Genomic DNA, 23,866 nt, shown 5'->3' on the forward strand with positions numbered 1-23,866 from the left:
CCCTCCGGAACCAGGAGATTCCACCATGTCCCGCCGAATCCTGATCGTCTGCGCGAGCTTCGGTTACCTGTTCATCGCGCTGTTCTTCGCCGCTCTGCTGATCGCCCACTGGATACCGCCGATGGCGCCGAGCTGGTCGGCGGAGCGGGTGGCGGCCTTCTATACGGACCACGCCAACTCGATCCGTGCCGGACTCGTGGTCATGCTCGTCGGCGCCGTGGTGACCGCACCTTTCGTCGCGGCGCTGTCGAGCCTGATCCGGCGTATCGACTCGCGGCTGGCGCCGCTGGCCGCCACACAACTCGTCTGCGGTGCCGCGAACGTGGCCGCGATCTTCGTACCGGTCCTGATCTTCACCGCGACGGCCTACCGGCCGGACCGCTCGCCCGACATCACGATGGCACTCAACGACACCGCCTGGATCACCCTGGTCATGAACGCCTTCCCGGCCATCGGACAAGCCACCGTGGTCGGAGTGGCGATCCTGGCCGACAAGCGCCCCACGCCGCTCCTGCCCCGCTGGGCCGCGTACCTGAACTTCTGGATGGCCTTCCTCTTCCTGCCCAGCATCCTGCTGACCTTCTTCAAGACCGGCCCCTTCGCCTGGAACGGCATCCTCTCGTTCTGGGTCGCGGCCGGCGCCTTCGGCGCCTGGTTCCTCGTCATGACGCCCCTCATGGTGCGGGCCGCGAACCGGGTGGACGACGACCGGGCCCCGGCCGTCCTGGAACCCGCGGTATGACCGCCACGGCAGCCCGGACCGGGCACTCGGCGCCCCAGCGCCACCGCCACATCCCCGGCGAGCCCGGTCTCTGGGTCTTCCTCCTCGGCGACATGATCATGTTCTCGGTGTTCTTCGGTTTCATCGCGGTACTGCACGGCCGGTATCCGAGGATGTTCCGGGCTTCTCAGCAGGCCCTTCATCCAGACCTGGGACTCGTGAACACACTGCTCCTGCTGATCGCGTCAGCGCTGGTGGCTCGCGGGCTGCGGCAGCTGCGATCCGGCGGGCCCGCACGGACACTGCCATGGGCGCTCCTGTGCGCGCTCGGATTCGCCGCCATCAAAGGCTCCGAATACGCGCTCGTGATCCACGACGGACATACACCGAGCAGCAACGCCTTCTTCATGTACTACTTCGTGTTCACCGGCATCCACCTGGCCCACCTGGCGATCGGGACAGGCGCGCTGACGGTCCTCATGGTCCTGTCCCGTCGGCCGGCGCTGAGCCGGGGCCAACTGCTGGTCGCCGAGGGGGCGGCCGCGTACTGGCACATGGTGGACCTGCTCTGGCTCGTCCTCTTCCCGCTCTTCTACCTGGTGGCGTGACACATGTGGGTCTTTCCGGTACTCGTCCTGGCCACGCTGTCGAGCTGGCTGCTGGGCATCGAAGGCAGCACGTCGACCCTGATCGGCTGCGCGGTCGTGGCGATCGCGCTGATCAAGGTACGCCTGGTCGGCCTGCACTTCATGGAGTTGCGCAACGCCCCGGCGGCCCTCCGCGGCGCCTTCGAGGTCTACATCGTGGCCACGGGCGCCACTCTGCTCACGCTCTACCTGATCCTCTGAAACGCAGCGCACCCGTCGATGCCGATTCGGTATGGCCGACGACAATATCGGCATTAGCAATATGCGGCGATTTCCTCGATGATTTTCCCAGCGACTCCCTTATGGAGGGGAGTTCATGAGCAGTGGAGGTGAAAGATGAAGAAGCAGCACTCCTGGTGAATTCATCGGCCGCTCCGGTTACTTGTTCGGGTCCGGAGCGGCCGCATGTTCCGCGCAATATCCGTCATCGCGAGAAACAGGATCCATCACCTTGCGGGCCCCACGTCCTTCGGTGCCGGCGCCGCTGCGCCATTCCGCGTTCAGAAAGCTCTGGTCCGCCACCACTCTGGCCGCCCTGGGCGATGCCATCTCCTCGGTGGCCCTGCCGCTGGCCGCGATCGAGGTCCTGGGAGCCGACGCCGTGCAAAGTGCCGTCCTGTCGGCCGTGATCTGGCTCCCGAGCCTGTTCCTGGCCATACCGGCCGGCTCCTTCGCCGACCGTACGGGACACCACCGCAGGCTCCTGGCCGGCGCCAATCTCCTGCGGGTCGCCGCCCTGAGCAGCGTGCCGATCGCAACGGCCTTCGGCCTGCTCTCGCTCATCCAGCTGGCCGTCATCCTGGCCGTCATCGGTCTGTGCTCGGTGCTGTCGAACGTCAGCGAGAGTGGTCTGTTCGCCACCACCCTGCCGTCCGAGCTCTACGTGGCCGGGCAGGCGGCCTCCTACACGGGCCAGACCGCCGCGATCCTGGCCGGACCTTCCATCGGTGGACTCCTGGTCCAACTCGCCGGTGTACCAGCGGCGGTCGGCGTGGACGCGGCCACCGCCGTCACGGCCGCCCTGTTCCTCCTCCGACTGCGCCCGGTGGAGCGCCGCCACGAACCCGGCTCCCCGGAGAGCCGCGACCGTCGGCCGGGCTTGGCCTTCATCCGACGAAATCCGCTGATCAGGACGGCCCTGTCGGTCACCGCCACCGGCAACTTCTTCAACATGCTCTTCTTGTCGGTGCTCGTCTGGTACTACGTCCACAAGCTGTCCCTGACCGGCGCCCAGATCGGGTTCGTGTTCAGCGTGCAGGCCATCGGCGGGCTCATCGGCGCGGCCCTGGCTTCCCGGCTCGCCCGCCGCATCGGTCTGGGGCGGATGCTCCTGGTCGGTTGCGTGCTGTCGCACGCTCCACTCCTCGTGATCCCCGCCGTCGGCGCCACCGGCGGCCTCGTCTTCGCCCTGGTCCTGGCCTCGACACTGCTGGGCGGCATCGGTGAGTCCGTTCAGGACATCTCGGTCGGCTCAGTGTTCGCGCTGGTGGTGCCACCTCACCTCCGGTCACAGACCCGGGGTGCGTACCAGACCGTGAGTTTCGGCCTCCGGCCGCTGGGCTCGGTCGCCGGTGCCCTCATCGCGGCGACAGCGGGAATCCCCGTGGCACTGTGGGTCGGCGCGATCGGCGGAACCCTTGCCTGCCTCTGGCTTCTTCCCTCACGCCTGCTGTCGTTCCGCGGCCAGGACGACCCGTCCGGGCAGCCGGAAAGTGCCACCGCTCCCTCGCACTGAGGCAGCCCGCGCCCCAGATCCGCGACCTGCACATTCACGATGTACCCGGCCCACCGGGCAGGCTCATATGAGTTTGTTGCGGATGGCGTAGGAGACGGCGTGGACGCGGTTGCGCAGTCCGAGGCGGTTGATGACTCCGTAGAGGATCTTCTTGATGTTGCGTTCGGAATAGCACATCGTGTCGGCTATCTCGGCGAGGTCCAGGCCCTGCGCGACCAGCCGGAGCACGTCGATCTCACGTGTGCTCAAGCCGGACGGCGTCAGGCCCTTGGGTACCAGCACGTTGCGCTGGAGGCGGTCTGCCTGGTCGAGCAGTTCACCCTGTACCGCGGACGGCAGCAGCGCATCGCCGGCGGCGACCGCCAGCACGGCACGGACCAGGGACTGCGGCTGCGCCTCGGCCCGCCAGAGCACGGCCCGTATTCCGCTGTGGGCCGCCACCGTCAAGTCGGCGTACCAGCCGTCACTGACGACGAGCACCATCCGTGCCGGAGGCGGCATGGGCAGACTACGCAGTGCTTCCAGCGTGGAGTTGTCGGCGGTCTGGATCGCGGCCACCACGACGTCCGCCTCCCTCACCGTGGTGAGCGCCACTCTCGGTCCGCGACTCAGCCCGGCCGCCAGCCCGGCGTGTGTCACCGGGTCCGCGGCGTCCACGGCCACCGATACCGAGGCCGTGGGGAGCCGTCTTGTGACGTCGGCGTGCGGCCGCAGGCCCGGTCTGGCTGCCGGACCGGTCGGAAGACGCCGGTCCGATTCGACCTGGCGCTGCACCGGCACCAGTCGTGCCGGAACTTCCGTCGGATGGCTTCTCATCGCTGCTCGCTTTCTGAATTGAACGTGCCTGTTGGGTCAGCGCCGTTGGACGCGGCCGACAGCCGGTCTGGAGGAGACCTGCGCCCAGATGACCGCGAGCCACACCAGCGCGCGGTCGCCGTGCCTCTGCAGGTCGAGGCCGGTGAGCTTCTCGATCTGCTTGATCCGGTACAGCAGGGTGTTGCGGTGCATGTGAAGGGCGGCCGTGGTGGAGGCGCTGTCGAACTGGTTCTCGGCCAGGCAGGCGAGAGTCGCGGTCAGTTCGCCGTGGTCCCCGCCTGTCAGCGGGCCGAAAACCCGGTGGGCCACCGCGTCGGCGAGTTCGGGAGAGTGCGCCAGGAGCAGCTGGGGCAGGAAATCCTCGACCCGGACACGTCCACGCCGATGGGACCGCGATGCGACGGCGACCAGCAGACGCAGCTTGTCGACGGCGGTCTGAAGGCCGGGCGGCCCGGTCGGCAGGTCCTGTGCCAGGAGCAGGCGTCGGTCGGCCAAGAACGAGGACCAGTCGAACGCGGGCCCGGTGAGTCCGGTGACGCGGACGTCCTCGACGAAGGCCAGGGCTCCTGCGGTGCGCAGTCGGGCCGCCAGGTCGGCGCGTTCGGCGGGGGCGGACCTGTCGAGCAGCACGACGAAGGGCGCGTACGGAGGCGTCAGCTCGAAGCCGAGCCGAGCGGCACGCTCCTGGTCCTCCACCGTGATGGGAAGGTGGGCGCAGAGGCGGTCGAAGAGGGTGTGCGCCCGGCGTTCGCCCTGTGCGGACGGCAGGTCGGCCTGGTCCGCGTATGCCTGCGCGAACATCCGGGTGACCATGTCGAGGTAGCTGTCGAGATGACGCCGCGCCTGGTCGGTCCAGTCCGCCAGGTGTCCGCGTGTCTCCTCGGTGGCCAGGCCGAGCGCGGCGTCCCAGAAGACGGTCGCAACCCGGTGATGGAGGAGCAGGCCGCCGTCCAACGGCTGTCCGGCGGCGGCGCACTGCCGCGCCTGCTCGTACATCTCGGACAGGACGTACGAGTCCGGGGGCGTGCCCCTCACCATCCAGTTCAGGAGCAGGCCGGCGTGCCGGCGCAGCGAGGCACGAAGAGCGGAGGCCCCGCAGTCGCGCGCCGAGCGCACGTATTCGGGCGTATGGCGAAGTACGGGTTCCATACGCTGGACCACGGCATCGGCGTCGATGCGTTCCAGGACGTCGCGCAGAGCCGCTGTCGCGGCGGCGGCACGCTCGGATCTGCCGGTCATGACGGACGGGCACGAACCAGGGAGAGAAGCGAGCGCCATGCCGTGCCGTCGTATGCCGCGGCGCGGTACCGGCGTAGACCCATGGTGATTCCTTTCCTGGGGCACATCGGCCCCGCGGGCCGGATGTGGGGCCGATGTCCGAAGGCGCGGGCACGCTCCCGCTCGGCGGTGTGTGCGCCCCCGGCCCACGACGGTGGCCGGCTGTCCTCGCGAGCCCGGCCTCCTGCACAACTGCTGTGACAGCGGCGGACGTTGTGGCTTTCCCCCTCGGTCCGACCATGGTGGACCGGTCGAGGGGGGCCGCGCCAATGCCTATCTGTTCGATTCTGAGGCCGTTTCGGCATATGCCGTGATGGGCGTGGCTACGATGAGCCGCATGGACCTCGACATACGCCGGGTGCGCTACTTCGTGGCCGTGGCCGAGGAGTGCAGCTTCGTGCGGGCGGCGAGCCGCCTCTACATGACGCAGCCGGCGCTCAGCCGTCAGATCCGGGCGCTGGAGGAGGATCTGGGCGTGGTCCTCTTCCTGCGTGACCGGCAGGGCACCGTACTGACGCGGGCGGGTCACCAGTTGCTGGAGGACGCCCGGCCGATGCTGGCGATGGCGCAGGCGGTGCAGCAGCGGGTGCGGTCGGCGAGCCGGGAGGTGAACCAGTTCACCATCGGCTTCATGCCGGGTGTCATCGTCACTCCCATCGTGCGGGAGTTCGCCCGGATGGCGCCGCAACTGGACATCGATGTCGTCCACACCTCGATCACCGATCAGGTCGACTTCCTGCTCGACGGGCGGGTCGACGTCTGCTACGTCCGACTGCCCCTGCCCGAGGGCATGTTCGAGGTGGTCCCGCTCTTCCCGGAGCCCCGTGTGGTGGCGCTGTCCAGTGATCACCCGCTCGCGGAACTCAAGGCGGTGCACGTCGAGGACCTGCGGGACATGGCCTTGCTCCAGGATCCGCGGGACGTACCGGAATGGCGCGGACGTGTCCCGCTCGATCCGGTGGCGCCGCCGGGGGACGCCGGACGGTTCCCGGCGACGATCGAGGAATGCCTACAGACCGTCGCCTTCGGGTCCGGGTGCTATGTCATGCCGGCCGGCATGGCCGGCTTCTACCGCCGTGACGACGTCGTCTACCTGACGCTGGAGGGCGTCGCACCGCGCATGGTCGCCCTGGCCTACTCCAAGCACCGGACCATGCCCGAACTGCTCCAGTTCGCCGAACTCTCGCGCCGCATGCTCGGCCCGGGCCCGGACTGACGCCCGGCAGCACCGTGTCCACGACGAGGTCGAGACCCGGACATGGCGTGGGCTGAACGACGGCACGGCGGAGGGACTCGGCACGCCGTCCGGCCCGACCGACATCCGTACGGGCAGCCGATTGTGATGCGTGGCGTCCCCTGCACGCAGGGCCCGTGATCGGGGATCGCGCCACCGGCAGAGCCGTTGTGCCGGCGCCCAAAGAATGTAGATCACGTTGGTCCTGTGCACGTTGTGCGCGGCCGCGTCACGCGTCGACACTGACACACAGGCATCTGCGGTCGCAGGACCCGGCATGCCGGAAGGGCGCCCGGCAAGGTGCCCTCACCGTCTCCGCGGTGCGAGGAGGTGACCGGTACCGGATGTCGCCCATGAGCGGCGCAGCGGGCAGGTGCTGAGTCCGCCGCCTCCTGGTCCGGTCGAATGTCGAACGGCAACTGCGCTGGAGTTCCGTCCTCATGTCAACACTCGTCACTGTCGGACGTCACCGCTTGCAGCGCCTTTTGGGCTGCGGAGGTTTCGGCATGGTCTGGCTCGCCCATGACGACATACTCGAAGCCCCGATCGCGGTGAAGGTCATGGCGGAGAAGTGGGTTCACCGGCCCGACCTCCGGGAGCGTTTCCTGGACGAGGCCCGGCTGCTGCGCCAGGCCGCGTCGGACCGCGTGGTGCAGGTGTACGACATCGGTGAACTGCCGGACGGGCGGCCGTACTTCGTCATGACCTACGCCGACGGCGGCACGCTGGCCGACCGGGTGGCCCAGGGGCCCCTGGCCGTCGGCCAGGCGCTGCGGTTCGCGGTGCAGGCCGCACGGGGCGTGGCCGACCTGCACGCGGTCGGCATCGTGCACCGTGACATCAAGCCGTCCAACATTCTGCTCCAGACGGTGTCGGGCGGCCGTGAACGGCTGCTGGTGGCCGATCTCGGCCTGGCCAAGAGTCTGGCGCACGCCTCGGGGCTGACGCAGGGTGTGGGATCACCCGGCTACATGGCTCCGGAGCAGGTCCCGGAGGACCGCTTGGTCGATGTCGACGAGCGGGCCGACGTCTACGGCCTGGGCGTACTCACCTACGAGCTGCTGACCGGGAGGCTGCCGGGCTCGACGGAACAACTCGACTGGCCCGGGCCGCCGCGCCCCCAGGTGCCGGCGGCGGTCCGGCGCGTGACGCGACGTGCCCTGGAGCCCGAGCGGGAGGGGCGCTGGGCCGATGCCGCCGAGTTCGCGGACGCACTCGAAGCCGCCGGTGCCACGACCATCCGCAGCCGCCTGTTCCGAACCGTCGTGACCGGCAAGGGCACCGGCGCCCGGAGAGTGGGGGCCGTACTCGCCGGGACCGCCGTCCTCGTGACCGCGGGGTTGGCCACCCGCGCGGCCTTCGAAGCGGACTCCGCCGTCGACACGAAGACCCGCGCGGGGGCCGGCAGCACAGTGATCGCCGAGCCGTACGCGTCCTCCGCGGCCTCGACATCACCGTCCCCGCACCGAGCACCCGCCGCGGCGGCTTCTTCGTCTTCACCCACACGGACCGCCGCACCGCCGTCACCGAGCCCCTCGGCCGGACGCGGCGCCGAGACGACGAAGACGACGGCTCCTACGGGCAAGGCGGCGGACCCGGACCCGAGCGAGACGGCATCGGCCTCGCCCCGGTGGACGACGTTGACCGTGCGACATGACCAGCAGTTGATGCCCGGCGAGTCCTGGCAGACCAACCGGACGACCATGACGATGCAGACCGACGGCAACCTCGTCATCTACGACGAGAATCACCACCGGCGCTGGTCCTCGGGCACCTCGGGCACCGGATACCGCGCCATCATGCAGGCCGACGGCAACCTCGTCGTCTACAACAAGGACACCTGGGGTGTCTGGAGCTCCGTCACCTCCGGGCACGACGGCGCCTGTCTGTACTTCGGTACCGACGGCGGCGTCAGCGTGGTCCGCCAGGGCACCACCCTCTGGTCCGCCCGCACCCAGCACTGAACCGTCGCCGGTCGTCGTGCCCTGGCCCCGGCGACCCGGATCCGTCCATGAGCGTCCGGGCCGGCTCGTCCACCGGCTAGAACATGGTGTTGTCGTTGGCCGATGTCGCCGGGACCGGCTGGATGACGTCCCAGTGCTCGACGACCTTGCCGTCCCGGACCCGGAAGAAATCGATCACGGCGGCCCCACGGTCGTCGGGGGTGGCCTTGAAGTGGTGGTGGACCGCGACGTAGTCACCTTCGGCGATCACCCGCTTGACGGTGAAGGTCACCTCCGGGAGCGCGGCGAACGTTGCGGCGAGCACTTCCTTGGCGGCCGCGATGCCGTTGGAGTGCTGCGGGTTGTGCTCGTAGTACGGGTCGACGGCGTACCGGTCGAGGGCGGTCAGGTCCCGCTCGACGGCCAGCTCGTCGAACAGAGCGGTGGCGACCCGCCTGCTCTCGGCGGTGGACGCTCCCGCGTCCGGGGAGTTACGAGCCGGGGCGCTGAGCGTGGTGAACATGTCGTTGCCGCCGGCCGAGTCGTCCGGGACCGGCTGGATGACGTCCCAGTGTTCGACGATCTTGCCCTCCCGCACCCGGAAGATGTCCACGACCACCTGGTCATTTGCGCCCGGCTCCAGCACGGAGCGAGTGTGCAGCAGGACCAGGTCGTCCTCGGCGACGACCCGCTCGACGGTGTGGTGCAGGTGTGGGTGAGCGCCCCTGAAGAAGGTCACGAAGCGGCGCAGCCCCTCGGGGCCGTCGACGCCCTGCGGGTTGTGGTTGGTGTACGTGCTGCCGACGTACTTGTCGACCACCTCGAGGTTGCCGTGGCTGAACAACTCGTCGTAGAAGCGGAGCACGATCTCCTTGTTCTCGGCGGACATGCCGAACCTCCCTCCATAGTTACTTCTTGTGCGTAACCCCATCTTTGGTGACCATGGGAAGGGACGTAAGGAGGCACTTTCATGTCAGCCACGCACACCGATGTGCCTGCCGAGGGCGCCGGCGACCAGGACTGCCCGATCCGCGAGGTCCTCGACCGGGTCGGCGACAAGTGGAGCACCCTGATCGTGCTCAGACTCGGCAAGGGCACCCGCCGGTTCAACGAACTCCACCGTGAGATCGACGGAATCAGTCAGCGCATGCTGACTCTCACCCTGCGGGCACTCGAACGCGACGGCCTGGTCACCCGCACCGTCTACGCGACCGTGCCACCACGCGTCGACTATGAACTCACCGACATCGGCCGCACCCTGCTCACCCCCATCACCGCGCTGCACGAATGGGCCGTGGCACACCGCGACGACATCCGTGACGCACGCGCTCAGCACGACGCCAGGGCCACCGCGTAGGCAACCCCACGCCGACCTGCTGTGCGTGGTGATCAGGTCAGGACCCGATCAAGGACTGCTTGACAAGCGATCAAGGATGCATGCAAGATGCATCCACTTCACAAATTGTTCACACTGACTTCACATTTGGGGGAGCTATGTCTTTTCGTCAAGGAGACCATGCCCGCTGGACGCCTCCCGGTTCCCGCGAAGTCGAGGTGATCATCCTGGAAACTCAGGGATCCGAAGCGAAGGTTCAGGAAAAGGGAACCCGACGAGTTGAGTGGGCGCCGTTCTCGCAGCTCCGCTAGCAGGGCGTGGCGCAATTTGCCAGGCCATTTCCCAAACTCCGAGGGGGGCCGCGTCCCCGGTCGGCACCGGCAAAGACGCGTTGGCGGCACAAGTGCGCCATGAGTGCCGGGACTTGATCGACCAGTTGTCAAAGGTCGTCGACCTTCACCGCACATGCGTTTCCTATGCATGGGAGGGCGGCGGGTCTACACACTGAGCATCTCCTTTCGGGCGGCAGCGGAGATCGCCCGCGATCATTGCCAAAAGACCCTGGTGCTGGCGCAGGAGGTTCTTCCGGAGCTGGATTCTGTCCGGTTGGGTCACCTGCTCCGCTCATTCCACCTGGCGGCTCCAGAAATGAAGAAAGCCGTGGATGCGTCAGTCCGGCTCTCGCAGATCTACCACGAGCAGTACCAGCTGGAAGCGCCAGGAGAGCGCAAAGAGACCCTTGAGCAAATGTCGGCATACTATGCCGAGATCGTACGCGGCGAATACACGGATGCGACACATGCATTCAGCGCCTGCTCCAACAGGGTTGCGGCACTGAAGTCAACCGTGGTCGCAGCGGGATATCAACCGGGTGCCAGCTGAGAGTGCCCTCGCTCTCCTGCCGGGGAGCGAGGGCACTTCTATGCGGCGTTCGGGTTATTGCACGTCCACGAAGTCACCGGCTGCCGTTACGGCCGGGGTGGTGGAGGTGCCTGCGAAGTTCCAGCGCCAGTAGCCGTCCTCGGACGCGGGGGCCGTGGTCGTCAGGTTGCCGGTGCTGGAGGTGTTCACGGTCTTGACGGTGGTGTAGGTCGTCGTACCGGCCTTGCGGAACTGGAGCTTGACCGGCTGGCTGGCGTAGCCCCGGTAGTCGAGGGTGTCCCAGTTGGCGCGGGTGAGCTTGCCGGTGATGGTGAGCGTCCTGCCCTTGGCGATCGGCTCGGGACTCGCGTTGGCGGTCAGCTTGGAGTGCCGCTGGAGGCGGGTGGTGGAGTAGGCCCACCGATCGGTGTAGCTGCCGTCGTTGGCCGACACCTGGACTTCGGTCTTCCAGGTACCGGCGTCGGCGTTCTTGAGCCACCAGTCCGGTTCGAAGGTGAAGGTCTTCGAGCAGGTCGACGTCGTACTGCTGGAGGCGACGCAGTCCGCCGGGGTGGTGTTCTCGTTGGGCTCGACGAAGCTGTCGGCGCTGAAGTAGGGGTCGGTGCCGTCCGGGCCCCGCCACAGGTAGAAGTCCGCGTCCCAGATGCCCGACGGGTCGGTGGCGGTCACCGAGACCGTGATCGTCTTGTCGGCCGTGTCGACCACGATGTTCTTACCGCCGTTGACGACGACGCTGTCGACCTGGATGTCGCCCACGTTGTCGTCCGCGTAGGCGCCGGGGACGGCGAAGCCTGCCAGTCCGGCGACGGCGGTGAGTACGGCAATGGCAGCGCGCTTGCGCATGTATCTCCTTCACGGAGCGATGACTGGGAACCGCCGAACGGAGCACGGCGGGGCAGTTGGTGCCGGTCAGGGTCCGGTGACGGACGTGCTCGTGCACGGGAAGGTCTCCTGCTGCGAGATCACCGTGAACCGGGAGCTCGGGCGGGCGTCGACCTGGGGCACCCGGCCATCCGACGCGAGCGGACGGCCGTGTGGAAGACCACGCGATGCCACTCTGATCCCCCAGTTCCATTGACACAGCCCAGACACAGCCGTCACACAGACTGTCCGCCATGTCCAGCGCACCTGCCTGCTCAAACGTCACCCGGACGCGAGCTTGCCTTCCCCAAGTGCCGTGGCAGCGCTCGGCATCCGGTACGTGAGGTCGCCATGGCGGTATCCGGGGCGCGTGAGTCCGCCCGTCGCCGCGGCGGTACCGTATGCGGCAGTCGATCGCGCGTTCTACGATCGCTGACCACCAAGGGGGTTTCATGAGACATCGCCGCCCGCGCCACCTTCGCAGAGCGATCGCCAGGGCGATCGGCTCGGCGGGTGTGCTGGCCCTCGCGCTGGGCGTGGGGACGACACCGGCGATGGCCGCCGGGAAGACGTCCGAGAGGCATGCGGCCACCGGGGCTTCGGCCGGCCGGCCCGACCCGAAGACGCCCTGGGCGCCTGAGAACGACGAGTTGCCGCTGCACCACAAGCCCGTACATCCCGAGGCACTCTCGTCCGCCCGCACGGCCGGGTCCGGTCTACAGCTCAAGATGCCCGCGCCGACCGGGCAGAACAGCGTGGGCATGGTCGGCCTGCACCTCGTCGACTCGTCCCGTACGGATCCGTACGTGGGCGGCAAGCGCGAGTTGATGGTGTCGCTCTGGTATCCGGCCACCTCGACGTCCGGGCACTATCAGGCGCCGTGGATGCCGTCGATCTCCGGCTCCCACTTCCTCGGCACGCGCGGGCTGTCGCCGCAGCAGGTGACCCTGCCGACCACCGCGGGCCATGTCCTCGCCCCGGTGAAGACCTCGCTCGGCAAGCTGCCCGTCCTGCTGTACTCGACCGGGCTGCACTCGGACCGCGCGATGGGCACCGCGCTCGCCCAGGACCTCGCCAGCCGCGGCTACCTCGTCGTCACCGTCGACCACACCCACGACGCCAACGAGGTGCAGTTCCCCGCCAACCGGCTCGAGCTCAACAAGATGCCGTCGGGCGCGCACTCCTCCGACACGCTCAAGGTGCGCGCGGCCGACATCAAGTTCGTCATCGACGCGCTCGGCAAGATCAGCAGCGGCGGCAATCCGGACGCCGGCCACGCGACGCTCCCCTCCGGGCTGGCGAAGTCGGTGGACACCTCCCGTATCGGGATGTTCGGCTGGTCGCTGGGCGGCGCGGCGGTCGACACCGCCATGCAGCTCGACAAGCGGATCGACGCCGGTGCCAACCTGGACGGCCAGTTCTTCGGGACGGCGCCGAGCAAGGACCTGAGCCGCCCCTTCATGCTGTTCAGCTCCGGCTCCCACAACCGCAACAACGACTCGTCGTGGCGCACGCTGTGGTCGCATCTGAAGGGGTACCGGGTCGACATCAAGCTCAAGGGCGCGGCGCACCTTTCGTTCAGCGACAACGAGTGGCTGGTGCCGCAGTGGGCGCGCCTGCTCGGGATCTCCCAGGATCAGATCCAGAAGCAGTACGGCACGATCGACCCGAACCGGGCGGTCCAGGTCCAGCGCGTCTACCTCGCCGCCTTCTTCGACCAGGAGCTGCGCAAGCAGCACAGCACCCTGCTCGACGGGACCTCCAGCAAGTACCCGGAGATCTCTTTCGTCCGATGACCAGCATCCGAAGGGCCGGGCCCGTTCGCGGGTCCGCCCTTCGGCGCGTGGGAGGGGGTCCCCCAGGTGTCGCCGCCGCGCAGAGTTCCGTTGTCGCGTACGACACATGGAGCGAAGCTGTGATGGTTATGTGATCGCAGGGGGCTAGAATGTTCGTATTGTCGAACATTTGGGCGCTCGGCGCCAACTGAGGAAGGATCCGCTCCCCTGTCCTCCGCATCCCGGGCGCCGCGACGGCACCGCACTCGCCGCCGCGCCGATATGCCGATGCTCGGCGGGGTGCGCCCGCCGATAGCCTCCCTTGTCATACTCCTGCTGGTGGTCGCCGCCCTGACCGTGATCGGTCTCACCGGCGTCCACACCGCGGGCATCCCGCAGGCCGTGCTGAACGGGGAGCAGCAGATCGCCGCGGACACCGCGGTGTCGATGCGCACCGCGATCGAAGCCGAGGCGGGCACGGTACGACGTAAGGCCCACGCGTACCCGGCGACGAGCACATCGACCCCCACGACCACGCTCAAAGCGCTGACCTCTGCCAACAAGGCGTTCCTCGGCCGTGCGCTGCTCGACGCGCACACCGGCAAACTGCTGGCGACCGGCGGCAAGACCGTGCCGCTGGCCGGGGTGGACGTCGCCAGGACGGCATCCGGGCACGGGGAGGTCCCGCCCCGGCTGGTGACGTCGGGCGGCACGCGGGAAATCCTGTACTTCGCCAGGGTCACGCTGCCCGCGCAACAGGACGACCCCGACCAGGACCAGTACCAGGCTCCGAACGGGACCGAGCGGCAGTGGCTGCTGGTGGTCTCCGAGGCGCTCCCCGCCCTCGCGGCGTACGGCGACGGACGCACCGCCGAAGCGCTGGACGCGAGCGGCACGGTGCTCGCCACCGCGGTCCACGGCAAGGCCTCGCCGGCCGCCGCTCGCAGCGGTCTGTCCGCGGCGGCGACCCGCGCGGCGAAGGGGTCGGGGAGCGACACCGACGCCTCGGGAAGCCTGCTGGGCGCCACCACCGGCGGCCGGCGCACCGTGGCCGGCTGGGCCCAGGTCGCCTCGGCGACGGGCCGGGGCGAGACCGACGACCTCGGCCTGGTGGTGCTCACCTCCCGCGCGGTGCCCCCCACGACCACCGCCGCCGACTACTCGCGTTTCGCGCTCGAGGCAGCCGGGACGCTGGCCGTGGTCGCGCTGCTGCTCGCGCTGGCGCTGCACTTCTCCGTGCAGCAGCCACTGCTGCGGCTGTATCTGTCCGCCGGCCGCCTGGCCCGGGGCGCGACCGGGGACGGGCCGATCGCGTCGGAGGAGCTGTCCAGGCCGGTTCCGGTGCACGGCTTCGGAGAACTGGCCCGGATCGGGCGGGCACTGGAGTCGCTGCGCGGGCAACTGCTCGGCGAGAGCGGCCCCCAGGAGTTCCCGGCCCGGCGCGGGCCGGGCTACCGGGCGCTGGCCGTGGTCTGCGTGGTGGTCGTGGCCTGCTGGGCAGTTCCGATGATCTTCATGCTGAACCGGGCGGACACCGCGACCGCGGTTCCGGCCACGGTCCTCGCCGACCAGCAGGCGCGCACCGAGATCGCGACGCATCGGATCCGGCAGTCCCTCGACCAGTCGTACACCGACCTGAGCGAGGCGGCCACGAGTCTGGCGGGCAGGAGCCGGGCCGCCCAGACCGAGGTCCTGCGGCAGTCCCTCGCCGACCACCGGCAGTACCGCTCGCTGTATCTCCTGGACCGCTCGGGGGGCATCACGCTGAGGGTGGGCGGCACACCGCTGCGGACCCTCGTCCACGTGCCCCACGGCGGCGGGATCACCACCGTCAACACCTCGGGCCGGATCCCGGCGATCGCCGCCTACGCCCAGGTCCGGGCCGTCAAGGGCAAGGCCCCGGCGGCCGGGGTGGTGCTGTTCGGCGAGATCGACGTGAAGGCGCTCAACTCCATTCTGTCCAGGCCGAAGCTGAGCAGCGTCTGGGTGACGGACAGCCACGACAAGGTGCTGGCGGCGAGCGTGGGCTACCGCGCCTTCCAGTCACTGCCCGACTCCGGCCTGACCCGTCTCGTCCGCACCACCCAGGGCGCCCCGGGCACCACGGGCACCGCCGCCTCGGCGGTGCACCGCACCTCCTCCGGACCATCGGTCGACGCCGCCGCGCCGCTGGCGCAGAGCGGCCCGACGGCCCGCCTCGGCTGGCACGTGGTGACCGCGGAGCCCGCGGCGGCGCTCCAGATCCCCGCCGTGCAGGCCGAGCAGCGCACCATGCTCGCCGGCATCCTGGGCCTCGCCGTGAGCGCGGCCTGCCTGGGCTGGCTGCATGTCGTGGTGATCCGGCCGCTGCGCGCGGTCGCCGTGCTCGTCGAACGGCTCGCGGGCGGAGACCGCCGCACCGTGCTGCATCCGGTCAACCACGACGAGATCGGCTCGGTCACCCGCGGCCTGGAGCTGGTGCGCCAGACCCTGGCGGAACGCGACCGGGCGGCCAGGTCCGGCCCCGCCGCCGGGCCCTCGCGGTCCCTGCGCGAGAACACCCTCCAGCGGTAGAAGGACGGAATCGGCGTGCTCTTCCTCTATGTCATCGTCCTGCTGTGCTGCGCCGGACTGTGGATCGCCGGCGCCCTGGAGCAGCGGCGGCACTTCGACTCGCTGGAGCAGATACCCACGCGGGTGCTGGTCAACGGCATCCGCGGCAAGAGTTCGATCACCCGGCTGTGCGCGGGCGCGCTGCGCGGCGGCGGCCTGGTCACGGTGGCCAAGACCACCGGCACCGCGGCCCGGTTCATCCATCCGGATGCCACCGAGGAGCCGATCTACCGCAAGTTCAACATCTCCAACATCGTCGAGCAGATCGGCATCGTGCGGCGGGCGGCGACCTACCGGCCGGACGCGCTGGTGATCGAGTGCATGGCGGTGATGCCCGCGCTCCAGGAGATCAACCAGGAGAAGCTGATCCGCTCCACGATCGGCGTGCTGTGCAACGTCCGCGAGGACCATCTGGAGGAGATGGGGCCGACACTGGACGACGTCGCCCGCTCGCTCTCCCGCTCGATGCCGGTGGGCGGGGTGTGCGTGACGGCGGAGAAGGACCGGCTGCACATCCTCCAGGAGGAGGCCGACAAGCGGAACTGCCGGCTGATCGCGGTCGATCCGGAGACGGTGACCGACGCCGAACTGCGCGGCTTCAGCTGGTTCACCTTCAAGGAGAACGTGGCGATCGCACTCGCCGTGGCCGAACTGCTCGGCGTGGAGCGGCAGACCGCGATGCAGGGCATGTGGGACGCGCCGCCCGACCCGGGCGTGCTGTCCGTGGAGCGCTATGTCACCCCCGAGGGCAAGCGGCTGCGGTTCGCCAACGTCTTCGCGGCCAACGACCCCGAGTCGACGCTGATGAACGTCAAGCAGCTGGAGGATCTGGGCGCGATCAGACGGCCGATCGGCGTGGTCATCAACTGCCGCCCCGACCGGGTGGAGCGCAACGGCCAGATGGGCACGATCGTCCCCGACCTCGCCGCCGAGACGGTGTTCCTGATCGGCCACCCGACCAAGAGCGCCGCCGACGCGATTCCGGCCGGCTTCACCGGGCGGGTGGTGGATCTCGGCGGCGACCGCCGGGACCCCGAGGAGCTGACCGCGGCGATCCTCGCGGAACTCGGCCCGGACTCCTCGCTGGTGGCGATCGGCAACATCCACGGCCAGGGCGAGCTGTTCCTGGAGTGCCTCGCCGAGCTGCCGCTGGACGAATCCGAGGACCCGCTCGACGTCGTCCCCGACGGCGACGGCCTGGACCAGGAGACCATGCAGTTCGCCATACCCCGGCCGCGGGTCTCGGTGGCCCGGCCGCCCGAGCCGGAGCCGTACAGCTGGGTGGCACCGCTGGATTCACCGACGCAAGCCATCCGCATCCCGGATCAGCGCGACCTCGCCCGCCGGGCCGCCGCCCGTCAGGGCCGGTCCGACGACCGGCACACCGCGGACGACCAGCACCACTCCTACGACCCGTCCCAGTCCACGAGGAACCCGTGATCCCCGCCAATCTCAACGCACAGACCGCCGCGCTCGGGATCGCCCTCGGGCTGATCTTCTCGCTCGTGTGCTATCTGACCACCAACCTCTCCCCCGGGGGGATGATCACCCCCGGCTGGATCGCCCTCACGCTCGTCACCGACGTGCGGATGGCCGGGCTGATGGTCGCCGTGGCGGCGGGAACGTACTTCCTGACGAAGCTGGTGCAGCGCACGGTGATTCTCTACGGCAAGCGGCTGTTCGCCGCCGTCGTGCTGTGCGCGGTGCTGATGCAGACCACCGTGATGCTCGCCCTCAGCCACGAGTTTCCGCTGCTTTACACGTCACAGACCCTTGGCTTCATCGTCCCCGGCCTGGTCTCCTACCAGATGGCCCGCCAGCCGCTGGCGGCCACGGTCATCTCGACCACGGCGGTGACCCTGGCCACGTACGTGGTGCTGGTCGCCGGTCTGTTGATCGGGGCCCTGCCCACCGGCTGACCCGCTCACCACTCTCTCTTCTCACAGTCCCAGGAGGATCCGGCCATGCACTCCGCACATGACGGCAGGCGAAGCGGCCCGACGCGCCGCGCCGTGTTCCGGACGATCGCGGGCGTGGCGGCCGCCGGTGCCGCGGGCGGGTTCGCCTGGGACCGCTTCGGGCACGGCAGCGACGACTCCGGCGGTACGGCCGCCGACGGCACGGGCTCCGACCCGAGCGCCCGGGCCACCGGGCCCCACACCTTCGAGCGGCTGTCCGCCCCCGACCGCACCGTGGTCCGGGCCGGCGACGGCGGCACGCTCGCCACGTTCACCGACGGCGCCCGCACGGCCGTACTCACCGGGCCCAGCCGCACCTTCAGCGAGCCGCGCACCACCGAGGCCAAGGTGACCACGGACGCCTGGGTGCGGGTGCTGCCGCACGCGTGGCAGAAGGGCATGGAGAAGTCCGCCTGGTTCAAGGGCTGGTTCAAGAAGGCGCTCGTCGACAGCAGCCCGGACGTCTTCGCCGTGGCGTTCCAGTACAGCAGCGCCGGGGCGCGCGACAAGCACAACGCCAAGGGCGTGCGCTACGCGGGCACCGCGCACTTCGGCCCGCGCAACTCCGCGGTCAAGAACCCGCTGGACTTCGCCTACTACGACGAGCAGTCCGACTTCTACGACTATCTGGGAACCGAATGGACCTTCCCGGACGGCACGCGCGTGCAGCCGGAACAGGCCCGCTACGGCGATGTCGACTGCTCCGGCTTCCAGCGTCTGGTGTGGGGCTACCGCATGGGCATCCCCCTGCACAACACCAACACCAAGGGCACCGGTCTGCCGCGCCGCGCCTTCGCCATCGCCGCCTACGGTCCCGGCCGCACGGTGATCCCGCACACCGGCACGAAGCAGGCCACCGACCTCGACGCCCTGCAACCCGGCGATCTGGTCTTCTTCGCCATCATCAAGGACAAGCCGGACTTCATCGACCACGTCGGCATGTACATGGGCCTCGACGACCAGGGCCGACACCGCTTCTACTCCAGCCGCTCCGCCGCCAACGGCCCCACCCTGGGTGACCTGTCGGGCCACGCGCTGCTGGACGGCACCGACTTCTACGCCCGCGGCTTCCGGGCGGCCCGCCGCCTGTGACTGAGCCGCGTGTGATGTCGCCGCTCGTGACTCCGCCGCGTGTGCACCGCCGCTTCACCTGACCTGCTGATCCGAGGACCACTGCCATGACCGCCATCCCCGCCGCCCAGCCCACCGGAGCGCAGCAAGGCCGTCCGGTGGCGAACAGCCGCTCCGAGGGGCCAAAGGACGCCCCGCGCTGGGAGCGCCCGGCACTCGCCGCGGTGCTGGTCGTCGCCACGGGGCTGTACTCCTGGGGCATCGGGCACGCCGCGCTCCACCCCTTCTACGGTGCGGCGATACGCTCGATGGCCGGCAGCTGGCGGGCGTTCTTCTTCGGCGGGCTCGACACCTCCGGCTCGATCAGCATCGACAAGCTGCCCGGCGCCTTCTGGCCCGACGCCGTCTCCGTCTGGCTGTTCGGCCCGCACACCTGGGCGGCCGCGCTTCCGCAGGTCGTCGAGGGCGTGCTCACCGTATGGCTGTTGCACCGGATCGTACGGGCCTGGGCCGGTCCGTTCGCGGCGCTGATCGCCGCGCTGGCGCTCACCCTCACCCCGGTCACCGTGGTGCTCACCCGGGCCACCATCCCGGACACCGCGCTCACGCTGCTCCTGGTGGCGGCGGCCGGAGCGCTGCAGAAGGCGGTGCGCACCGAACGGCTGCTGCCGCTGATCACCTGCGGGATCTGGGTCGGGCTCGCGTTCCAGACGAAGATGCTTCAGGCGTGGCTGGTACTGCCGGTCTTCGCCGCCGTGTACCAACTCGTCGCGCCCGGAAGGCCGTTGCATCGAGCCGTGCGCGTCCTGGTGGGCGGAGCGGTCGCGCTGGCGGTCTCCTGCTCCTGGATGCTGATCGCCTCGGCGACATCGGCCGCCGACCGCCCGTACCTCGACGGAACGTCCGACAACGATCCGTTCGCCCTGGTCTTCGGCTACAACGGCCTGAGCCGCTTCAGCAGCGATCCCACCGCGTTCGGCGCCGTCGCGGGCACCGCCGCCAGCCGCACCACCGGCAACACCGGCTGGGACATGCTGATCAACGAAACGGTCGGCCCGCAGATCGCCTGGTTCCTGCCGCTCGCCGTGCTCGCCGCGGTCCTGGGCGTCACCCGGCGCGCCGGGCGCCCGCGAACCGACCTGCCGCGCGCGGGATTCCTGCTGTGGGGTGGCTGGCTGGCCGTGCACGCCCTGGTGTTCAGCGTCTCCAACGGCAACCACGCCTACTACACGGCCGTCATCGCCCCGGCGCTCGCCGCACTGGCCGGCGGCGGTCTCGCGCTCTTCCGCTCGGAGTACGAGGCGAAGTACGCGCCGGAGCGGGAGGCGGAGCTCACGCCGGAGCCGGCGACGGAGCACGAGGGGGAGCGGGAGGCAAAGCACGAGAGGCAGCGGGAGGCGGAGCACGAGACGGAGCTGGAGACGACGTACGCGCTGAGGCTGCCGACGACGTACGCGCCGGAGCTGGACACGACGTACACGCCGGAGCGGGAGGCAGAGCACGAGACGGAGCCGGAGACGGAGCAGGCGTCGGCCGGCCGGCGGCACCTGGTGCTGCCGGCGGCGATCGCGCTGACGGTGGCGTGGGCGCTGATGCTCGACTGGCCGACCCGGTTCGTCTCCTGGCTGCTGCCGGTCGCGGTGATGCTCGCGCTGTGCGGCGTGGTGGCACTGTGGAGCCGCGGGGCGCGCACCTCCCCGCGGATGATCCACGCCGCCCTCGCCGCCGGGATCGCGGCCACCCTGGTCGTACCGGCCGGCTGGGCCGTCTCCGGCCTCGACCCGCTCTACGCGGGCGCGACCACCTCGCCGATGACCGGTCCGGTCGGCAAGTCGTACAACGAGCATCCCCATCACGCGCCGCGGAGGATAGGCCTCGACCGGCCCAACGCCCGCGACACCGCCCTGCTCGACTACCTCACCAAACACCGCCACGGCGAGAAGTACCTTGTCGCCACCCAGGCCGCCTACACCGCCGAGCCCCTGCTCCGCGCGAAGTCCGAGCCCATCCTCGTCATGGGCGGCTTCACCGGCAACACCCCCTTCCCGACCGCCCGGCAGCTCGGCAGCCTGGTCACCGCCCACCAGTTGCGCTATGCGCTGCTCACCACCCGGCGCCCCACCACTCCCGCCACCACCTGGGTGAAGTCCCACTGCACCCGCATCCGGCCCACCGCCTACGGCCTCCGCACCCACGGCAGCTTCGTTCTCTACGACTGCGCCCCCCAGAGGTGAGGCGCCGCCTGCTCTAGCGTGTGAGGCATGACAGCGAGATGCCAAGCCTGTGGGGGTCCGATCGAGGGTGGTGGCGGGCCGGGGCGGGTGGCGTCGTACTGCTCGCAGGCCTGCCGTCAGCGCGCCTATCGGGAGCGGCGGCGGCCGGGCGGCGTGCCCGTCAGGGAGCTGATATCCGACATCGGGGATCGGCTGGGGCGGCTGCGGCTGGAACCCGGGCTCGCGTTCCATGCCGATGTCGAGGCCCTCTCGACGCGTTTCGCGCAGCTGCGGCGCCTCGCACGTGAAGCACGTGAAGCACGTGAAGCACGTCAGGACCCTGCTCGGTCGGTGGGCGCCACGGCAGCCGTCACCGACGTCACGGAATTCGTCACACCTGCCGGTGTGACGAATTCCGATGTGCCGAATTCCCGTGAGGACGCCTTCACCACTCTCGTCGAAGGGCACCGGCGGGAGCTGCGGGTGCACTGCTATCGGCTGCTCGGCTCGTACGACGAGGCCGAGGACCTCACCCAGGAGGCCTTCCTGCGGGCCTGGCGGGCGCGGGAGACCTTGGAGGGCGTGGACAACGCGCGCGCCTGGCTCTACAAGGTCGCCACCAATCTGTGTCTCGACTTCCTGCGCAAGCACAACCGGCGCCCGGCTCCCTATGACCCGGTTCCGGGCATGGACTCCGGAGACGGGCCGGCGCCCCCGCGTCTGCCCTGGCTTCAGCCGTTTCCCGACGACCAGTTGCCCGAGATCCCCGCGGTTCAGCACGAGCCCGACGAACAGGCCGTGGCAGGCGAGACGCTGGAGCTGGTCTTCCTGACCGCCATCCAGCAGCTCCCGCCCCGCCAGCGCGCGGCGGTGATCCTGCGCGATGTCGCGGGGTGGTCGGCCCAGGAGACCGCCGATCTGCTGGGTTCCAGCCTGGCCTCGGCCAACAGCGCCGTCCAGCGCGGCAGATCGGCTCTCCGACAGGCACTGCCGGACCGGCGCGAGGACTGGTCGGCCGCGCCGCCCAGTGCCGAGGACCTGGCCCTGCTTCAGCGCTACATGGACGCGGCGGCACGGGCCGACACGGACGCCATGATCGAGCTCGTACGGGAGGACGCGGTGCTCACCATGCCGCCGAACCCGTTCTGGTTCACCTCGCGTGACGCGCTCTTCGCGTTCGTACGGCCGAACCTCGATCCGGCGTCGCCGATGTTCGCCGGGCACTGGCGGCACCTGCCCGTGCACGCCAATGGCCAGCTGGCGGTCGCCGGCTATCTGAAGCGGCCGGGGACCAGCGTCTTCAGGGCCCAACTCATCGACGTACTGCGGGTGGAGGAGGGCCGGATCGCTGAGATCACCACCTTCGAACCCCACCTGTTCGCCGCGTTCGGGCTGCCGATGACGCTCTGATGCCGCCGGGGAGCGATGAGTCTGCCCGGCAGGCACGTCTCATGGGTGACGGGCGCACACGGCGCCCTCGACCCAAGGAGCCGAAGAGCCATGCTGAAGGACAAGATCGCGATCGTCTACGGTGGAGCGGGTTCCCTCGGTGCGGGAGTCGCGAGGGCGTACACGCAGGCGGGGGCGCGGGTGTTCCTCGTCGGCCGTACGGAGGCCACGCTACGGAAGGTCGCCGCCGAGACGGGTGCCGAGTACGACGTGCTCGACGCTCGTGCCGAGGACGCCGTCGAGGCCCACGCGGCATCGGTCGTCGAGCGGGCGGGACGGATCGACATCTCGCTCAACCTCGTGCCGCGAGGGGACTTCCAGGGCGTACCGCTGACCGAGATGTCGGTCGGGGACTACACGCGGCCGGTCGTGCAGGGCATCGCCTGCCAGTTCATCACCGCCCGGGCCGCGGCACGCCGGATGACCGCACAGGGCTCGGGGGTGATCCTCTCCCTGGACAGCGCGTCCGGCAACGGCAGCCCGATGATGGGGGGCACCGCCGCGGCCGACGGCGCGATCGACGCGCTGATCCGCCAGTTCGCCCAGGAGGTCGGCCCGGCGGGCGTACGCGTCTGCGGGATCTGGACCGCCGGTGTCACCGACAGCCTCACCCCCGAGAAGCTGGCTGCCGCCGGTGCCCCGGGCATGGACGAGGCCGCGGTACAGGGCGTCCGCTCCCACCTGGACAGTCTGCGGATGACGAAGCGCTCGCCGCGGATCGCGGACATCGCCGCGCTGGCGACGTTCCTCGCCTCCGATGCCGGTGCCGCCATCACCGGCACGTGGGTCAACGCGACCGCCGGAATGTTTCCCAGCTGACAACCGCGTCGATCACGCTGTCCACCACCTCGGTCACCGGCTTGGACGCATCGATGATCGTCGCGCCACGGCTTTCGTGGATCGCTCGCATCCGAGGGTTCCACTTCAGGGCCGCCGCGAGCTCTTCGGGATGTCGGCCGAAGGTGTTCGTGGTGCGGGTCGCGAGCCGGTGGCGGAGGGTGTCCTCGTCGATCACCAGGCAGACGGTGTGGTCGAAGAGATCGCGGACGTCTGCCTCGTTCTCCGCCGACCCGCACAAGAACGCGATGCGGGAACGGGACTCCTCGGCGAGGGTCTCGACGCGCTCGCGGACGATCGCCCACCCGTATCGATCGAGCCAGCCTTGGGGAACCGGATACGGAGGATCCATCACGACCACGCCCTCAGCTCGGTCGACCCAGCGACTGAAGCCGTCCTCGTCGGCGTCGAACGCGACGTGGCCCCGCTCTCGCAACACCCCGCAGACCGTGGACTTACCAGTCCCTGAGTTGCCCGTCACCCACACCAGTGTCACGCCGTCAGCGTAGACATGACCG

21 protein-coding genes are annotated in these 23,866 nt (G+C 69.6%); 16 read left to right on the top strand and 5 right to left on the bottom strand.

From position 1 onward, the window contains the following. The first annotated feature begins 25 nt into the window (after positions 1-25). From ABZ915_RS09190 to ABZ915_RS09205, 4 genes are all read left to right on the top strand, one after another. The gene (locus ABZ915_RS09190; protein ID WP_361798329.1) at positions 26-742 is read left to right on the top strand and encodes a hypothetical protein; all 717 of its coding nucleotides are present in this window, start codon (positions 26-28) and stop codon (positions 740-742) included. After that, positions 739-1,329 (top strand): cytochrome c oxidase subunit 3, encoded by a 591-nt coding sequence (locus tag ABZ915_RS09195; RefSeq protein WP_361798332.1) that lies wholly within the window; start codon positions 739-741, stop codon positions 1,327-1,329. Before ABZ915_RS09190 ends, ABZ915_RS09195 begins: the two co-directional genes overlap by 4 nt. Before the next feature lie 3 nt (positions 1,330-1,332). Beyond that, a complete protein-coding gene (locus tag ABZ915_RS09200) occupies positions 1,333-1,569 on the top strand; it encodes a cytochrome C oxidase subunit IV family protein (protein WP_361798335.1) in 237 nt (78 codons plus the stop codon). A gap of 250 nt (positions 1,570-1,819) precedes the next feature. Continuing rightward, a complete protein-coding gene (locus ABZ915_RS09205) occupies positions 1,820-3,103 on the top strand; it encodes an MFS transporter (RefSeq protein ID WP_361798338.1) in 1,284 nt (427 codons plus the stop codon). Positions 3,104-3,166: 63 nt separating this feature from the next. On the opposite strand, the gene ABZ915_RS09210 is transcribed toward ABZ915_RS09205, so the two are convergent. Together ABZ915_RS09210 and ABZ915_RS09215 are read right to left on the bottom strand one after the other, a co-directional pair. After that, positions 3,167-3,697, bottom strand: coding sequence for a response regulator transcription factor (locus ABZ915_RS09210; RefSeq protein WP_361798341.1), 531 nt, complete (start codon positions 3,695-3,697; stop codon positions 3,167-3,169). Between the two features lie 258 nt (positions 3,698-3,955). Continuing rightward, positions 3,956-5,158 (bottom strand): helix-turn-helix domain-containing protein, encoded by a 1,203-nt coding sequence (locus ABZ915_RS09215; RefSeq protein ID WP_361798344.1) that lies wholly within the window; start codon positions 5,156-5,158, stop codon positions 3,956-3,958. A gap of 376 nt (positions 5,159-5,534) precedes the next feature. Here ABZ915_RS09215 and ABZ915_RS09220 point away from each other — a divergent pair, with 376 nt between their 5' ends. Together ABZ915_RS09220 and ABZ915_RS09225 are read left to right on the top strand one after the other, a co-directional pair. After that, positions 5,535-6,413 carry a LysR substrate-binding domain-containing protein gene (locus ABZ915_RS09220; protein WP_361798347.1) on the top strand — a complete coding sequence of 293 codons (879 nt, stop codon included), beginning with the start codon at positions 5,535-5,537 and terminating at the stop codon, positions 6,411-6,413. Positions 6,414-6,871: 458 nt separating this feature from the next. Next, a complete protein-coding gene (locus tag ABZ915_RS09225; RefSeq protein ID WP_361798350.1) occupies positions 6,872-8,395 on the top strand; it encodes a protein kinase in 1,524 nt (507 codons plus the stop codon). 76 nt (positions 8,396-8,471) lie between these two features. Here ABZ915_RS09225 and ABZ915_RS09230 read toward each other — a convergent pair whose 3' ends face one another. Beyond that, the gene (locus ABZ915_RS09230) at positions 8,472-9,263 is read right to left on the bottom strand and encodes an ester cyclase (RefSeq protein ID WP_361798353.1); all 792 of its coding nucleotides are present in this window, start codon (positions 9,261-9,263) and stop codon (positions 8,472-8,474) included. 81 nt (positions 9,264-9,344) lie between these two features. Between ABZ915_RS09230 and ABZ915_RS09235 the strand changes: the two genes are divergently transcribed. Beyond that, positions 9,345-9,731 (top strand): helix-turn-helix domain-containing protein, encoded by a 387-nt coding sequence (locus tag ABZ915_RS09235; protein WP_361798356.1) that lies wholly within the window; start codon positions 9,345-9,347, stop codon positions 9,729-9,731. A 444-nt stretch (positions 9,732-10,175) separates the two neighbouring features. After that, on the top strand, positions 10,176-10,592 hold the full coding sequence (locus tag ABZ915_RS09240; protein WP_361798359.1) for a hypothetical protein: 417 nt from the start codon (positions 10,176-10,178) through the stop codon (positions 10,590-10,592). A gap of 54 nt (positions 10,593-10,646) precedes the next feature. On the opposite strand, the gene ABZ915_RS09245 is transcribed toward ABZ915_RS09240, so the two are convergent. Further along, positions 10,647-11,435 (bottom strand): calcium-binding protein, encoded by a 789-nt coding sequence (locus ABZ915_RS09245; protein WP_361798362.1) that lies wholly within the window; start codon positions 11,433-11,435, stop codon positions 10,647-10,649. 470 nt (positions 11,436-11,905) lie between these two features. Between ABZ915_RS09245 and ABZ915_RS09250 the strand changes: the two genes are divergently transcribed. From ABZ915_RS09250 to ABZ915_RS09285, 8 genes are all read left to right on the top strand, one after another. Beyond that, a complete protein-coding gene (locus ABZ915_RS09250) occupies positions 11,906-13,249 on the top strand; it encodes a hydrolase (protein WP_361798365.1) in 1,344 nt (447 codons plus the stop codon). A gap of 279 nt (positions 13,250-13,528) precedes the next feature. Beyond that, a complete protein-coding gene (locus tag ABZ915_RS09255; RefSeq protein WP_361798368.1) occupies positions 13,529-15,781 on the top strand; it encodes a HAMP domain-containing protein in 2,253 nt (750 codons plus the stop codon). A gap of 15 nt (positions 15,782-15,796) precedes the next feature. After that, entirely contained in the window at positions 15,797-17,260 is a 1,464-nt protein-coding gene (gene pgsB / locus ABZ915_RS09260; RefSeq protein WP_361798371.1) for a poly-gamma-glutamate synthase PgsB, read from the top strand. After that, positions 17,257-17,739 (top strand): poly-gamma-glutamate biosynthesis protein PgsC/CapC, encoded by a 483-nt coding sequence (locus ABZ915_RS09265; protein WP_361798374.1) that lies wholly within the window; start codon positions 17,257-17,259, stop codon positions 17,737-17,739. Before pgsB ends, ABZ915_RS09265 begins: the two co-directional genes overlap by 4 nt. Before the next feature lie 45 nt (positions 17,740-17,784). Beyond that, on the top strand, positions 17,785-18,870 hold the full coding sequence (locus ABZ915_RS09270) for an NlpC/P60 family protein (RefSeq protein WP_361798377.1): 1,086 nt from the start codon (positions 17,785-17,787) through the stop codon (positions 18,868-18,870). Between the two features lie 86 nt (positions 18,871-18,956). Then, a complete protein-coding gene (locus ABZ915_RS09275; RefSeq protein WP_361798381.1) occupies positions 18,957-21,083 on the top strand; it encodes a glycosyltransferase family 39 protein in 2,127 nt (708 codons plus the stop codon). A gap of 399 nt (positions 21,084-21,482) precedes the next feature. Beyond that, a complete protein-coding gene (locus tag ABZ915_RS09280; RefSeq protein ID WP_361798384.1) occupies positions 21,483-22,472 on the top strand; it encodes an RNA polymerase subunit sigma-70 in 990 nt (329 codons plus the stop codon). Positions 22,473-22,562: 90 nt separating this feature from the next. Further along, positions 22,563-23,330, top strand: coding sequence for an SDR family oxidoreductase (locus ABZ915_RS09285; protein ID WP_361798386.1), 768 nt, complete (start codon positions 22,563-22,565; stop codon positions 23,328-23,330). Here the strand turns inward: ABZ915_RS09285 and ABZ915_RS09290 are convergent. Beyond that, positions 23,299-23,844, bottom strand: coding sequence for an AAA family ATPase (locus ABZ915_RS09290; RefSeq protein WP_361798389.1), 546 nt, complete (start codon positions 23,842-23,844; stop codon positions 23,299-23,301). The two genes, ABZ915_RS09285 and ABZ915_RS09290, sit on opposite strands and share 32 nt — an antisense overlap. Positions 23,845-23,866: the final 22 nt, after the last annotated feature.

The organism is Streptomyces sp. NPDC046915 (assembly GCF_040644935.1).
Classification (GTDB): domain Bacteria; phylum Actinomycetota; class Actinomycetes; order Streptomycetales; family Streptomycetaceae; genus Streptomyces.

Bases quoted from the DNA above. Each gene is read 5' to 3' on its own strand.
- ABZ915_RS09250 (WP_361798365.1), top strand. From the start codon at position 11,906: ATGAGACATCGCCGCCCGCGCCACCTTCGCAGAGCGATCGCCAGGGCG.
- ABZ915_RS09270 (WP_361798377.1), top strand. From the start codon at position 17,785: ATGCACTCCGCACATGACGGCAGGCGAAGCGGCCCGACGCGCCGCGCC.
- ABZ915_RS09220 (WP_361798347.1), top strand. From the start codon at position 5,535: ATGGACCTCGACATACGCCGGGTGCGCTACTTCGTGGCCGTGGCCGAG.
- ABZ915_RS09190 (WP_361798329.1), top strand. From the start codon at position 26: ATGTCCCGCCGAATCCTGATCGTCTGCGCGAGCTTCGGTTACCTGTTC.
- ABZ915_RS09225 (WP_361798350.1), top strand. From the start codon at position 6,872: ATGTCAACACTCGTCACTGTCGGACGTCACCGCTTGCAGCGCCTTTTG.
- ABZ915_RS09195 (WP_361798332.1), top strand. From the start codon at position 739: ATGACCGCCACGGCAGCCCGGACCGGGCACTCGGCGCCCCAGCGCCAC.
- ABZ915_RS09240 (WP_361798359.1), top strand. From the start codon at position 10,176: ATGCGTTTCCTATGCATGGGAGGGCGGCGGGTCTACACACTGAGCATC.
- ABZ915_RS09230 (WP_361798353.1), bottom strand. From the start codon at position 9,263: ATGTCCGCCGAGAACAAGGAGATCGTGCTCCGCTTCTACGACGAGTTG.
- ABZ915_RS09275 (WP_361798381.1), top strand. From the start codon at position 18,957: ATGACCGCCATCCCCGCCGCCCAGCCCACCGGAGCGCAGCAAGGCCGT.
- ABZ915_RS09200 (WP_361798335.1), top strand. From the start codon at position 1,333: ATGTGGGTCTTTCCGGTACTCGTCCTGGCCACGCTGTCGAGCTGGCTG.
- ABZ915_RS09215 (WP_361798344.1), bottom strand. From the start codon at position 5,158: ATGACCGGCAGATCCGAGCGTGCCGCCGCCGCGACAGCGGCTCTGCGC.
- ABZ915_RS09285 (WP_361798386.1), top strand. From the start codon at position 22,563: ATGCTGAAGGACAAGATCGCGATCGTCTACGGTGGAGCGGGTTCCCTC.
- ABZ915_RS09245 (WP_361798362.1), bottom strand. From the start codon at position 11,435: ATGCGCAAGCGCGCTGCCATTGCCGTACTCACCGCCGTCGCCGGACTG.
- ABZ915_RS09235 (WP_361798356.1), top strand. From the start codon at position 9,345: ATGTCAGCCACGCACACCGATGTGCCTGCCGAGGGCGCCGGCGACCAG.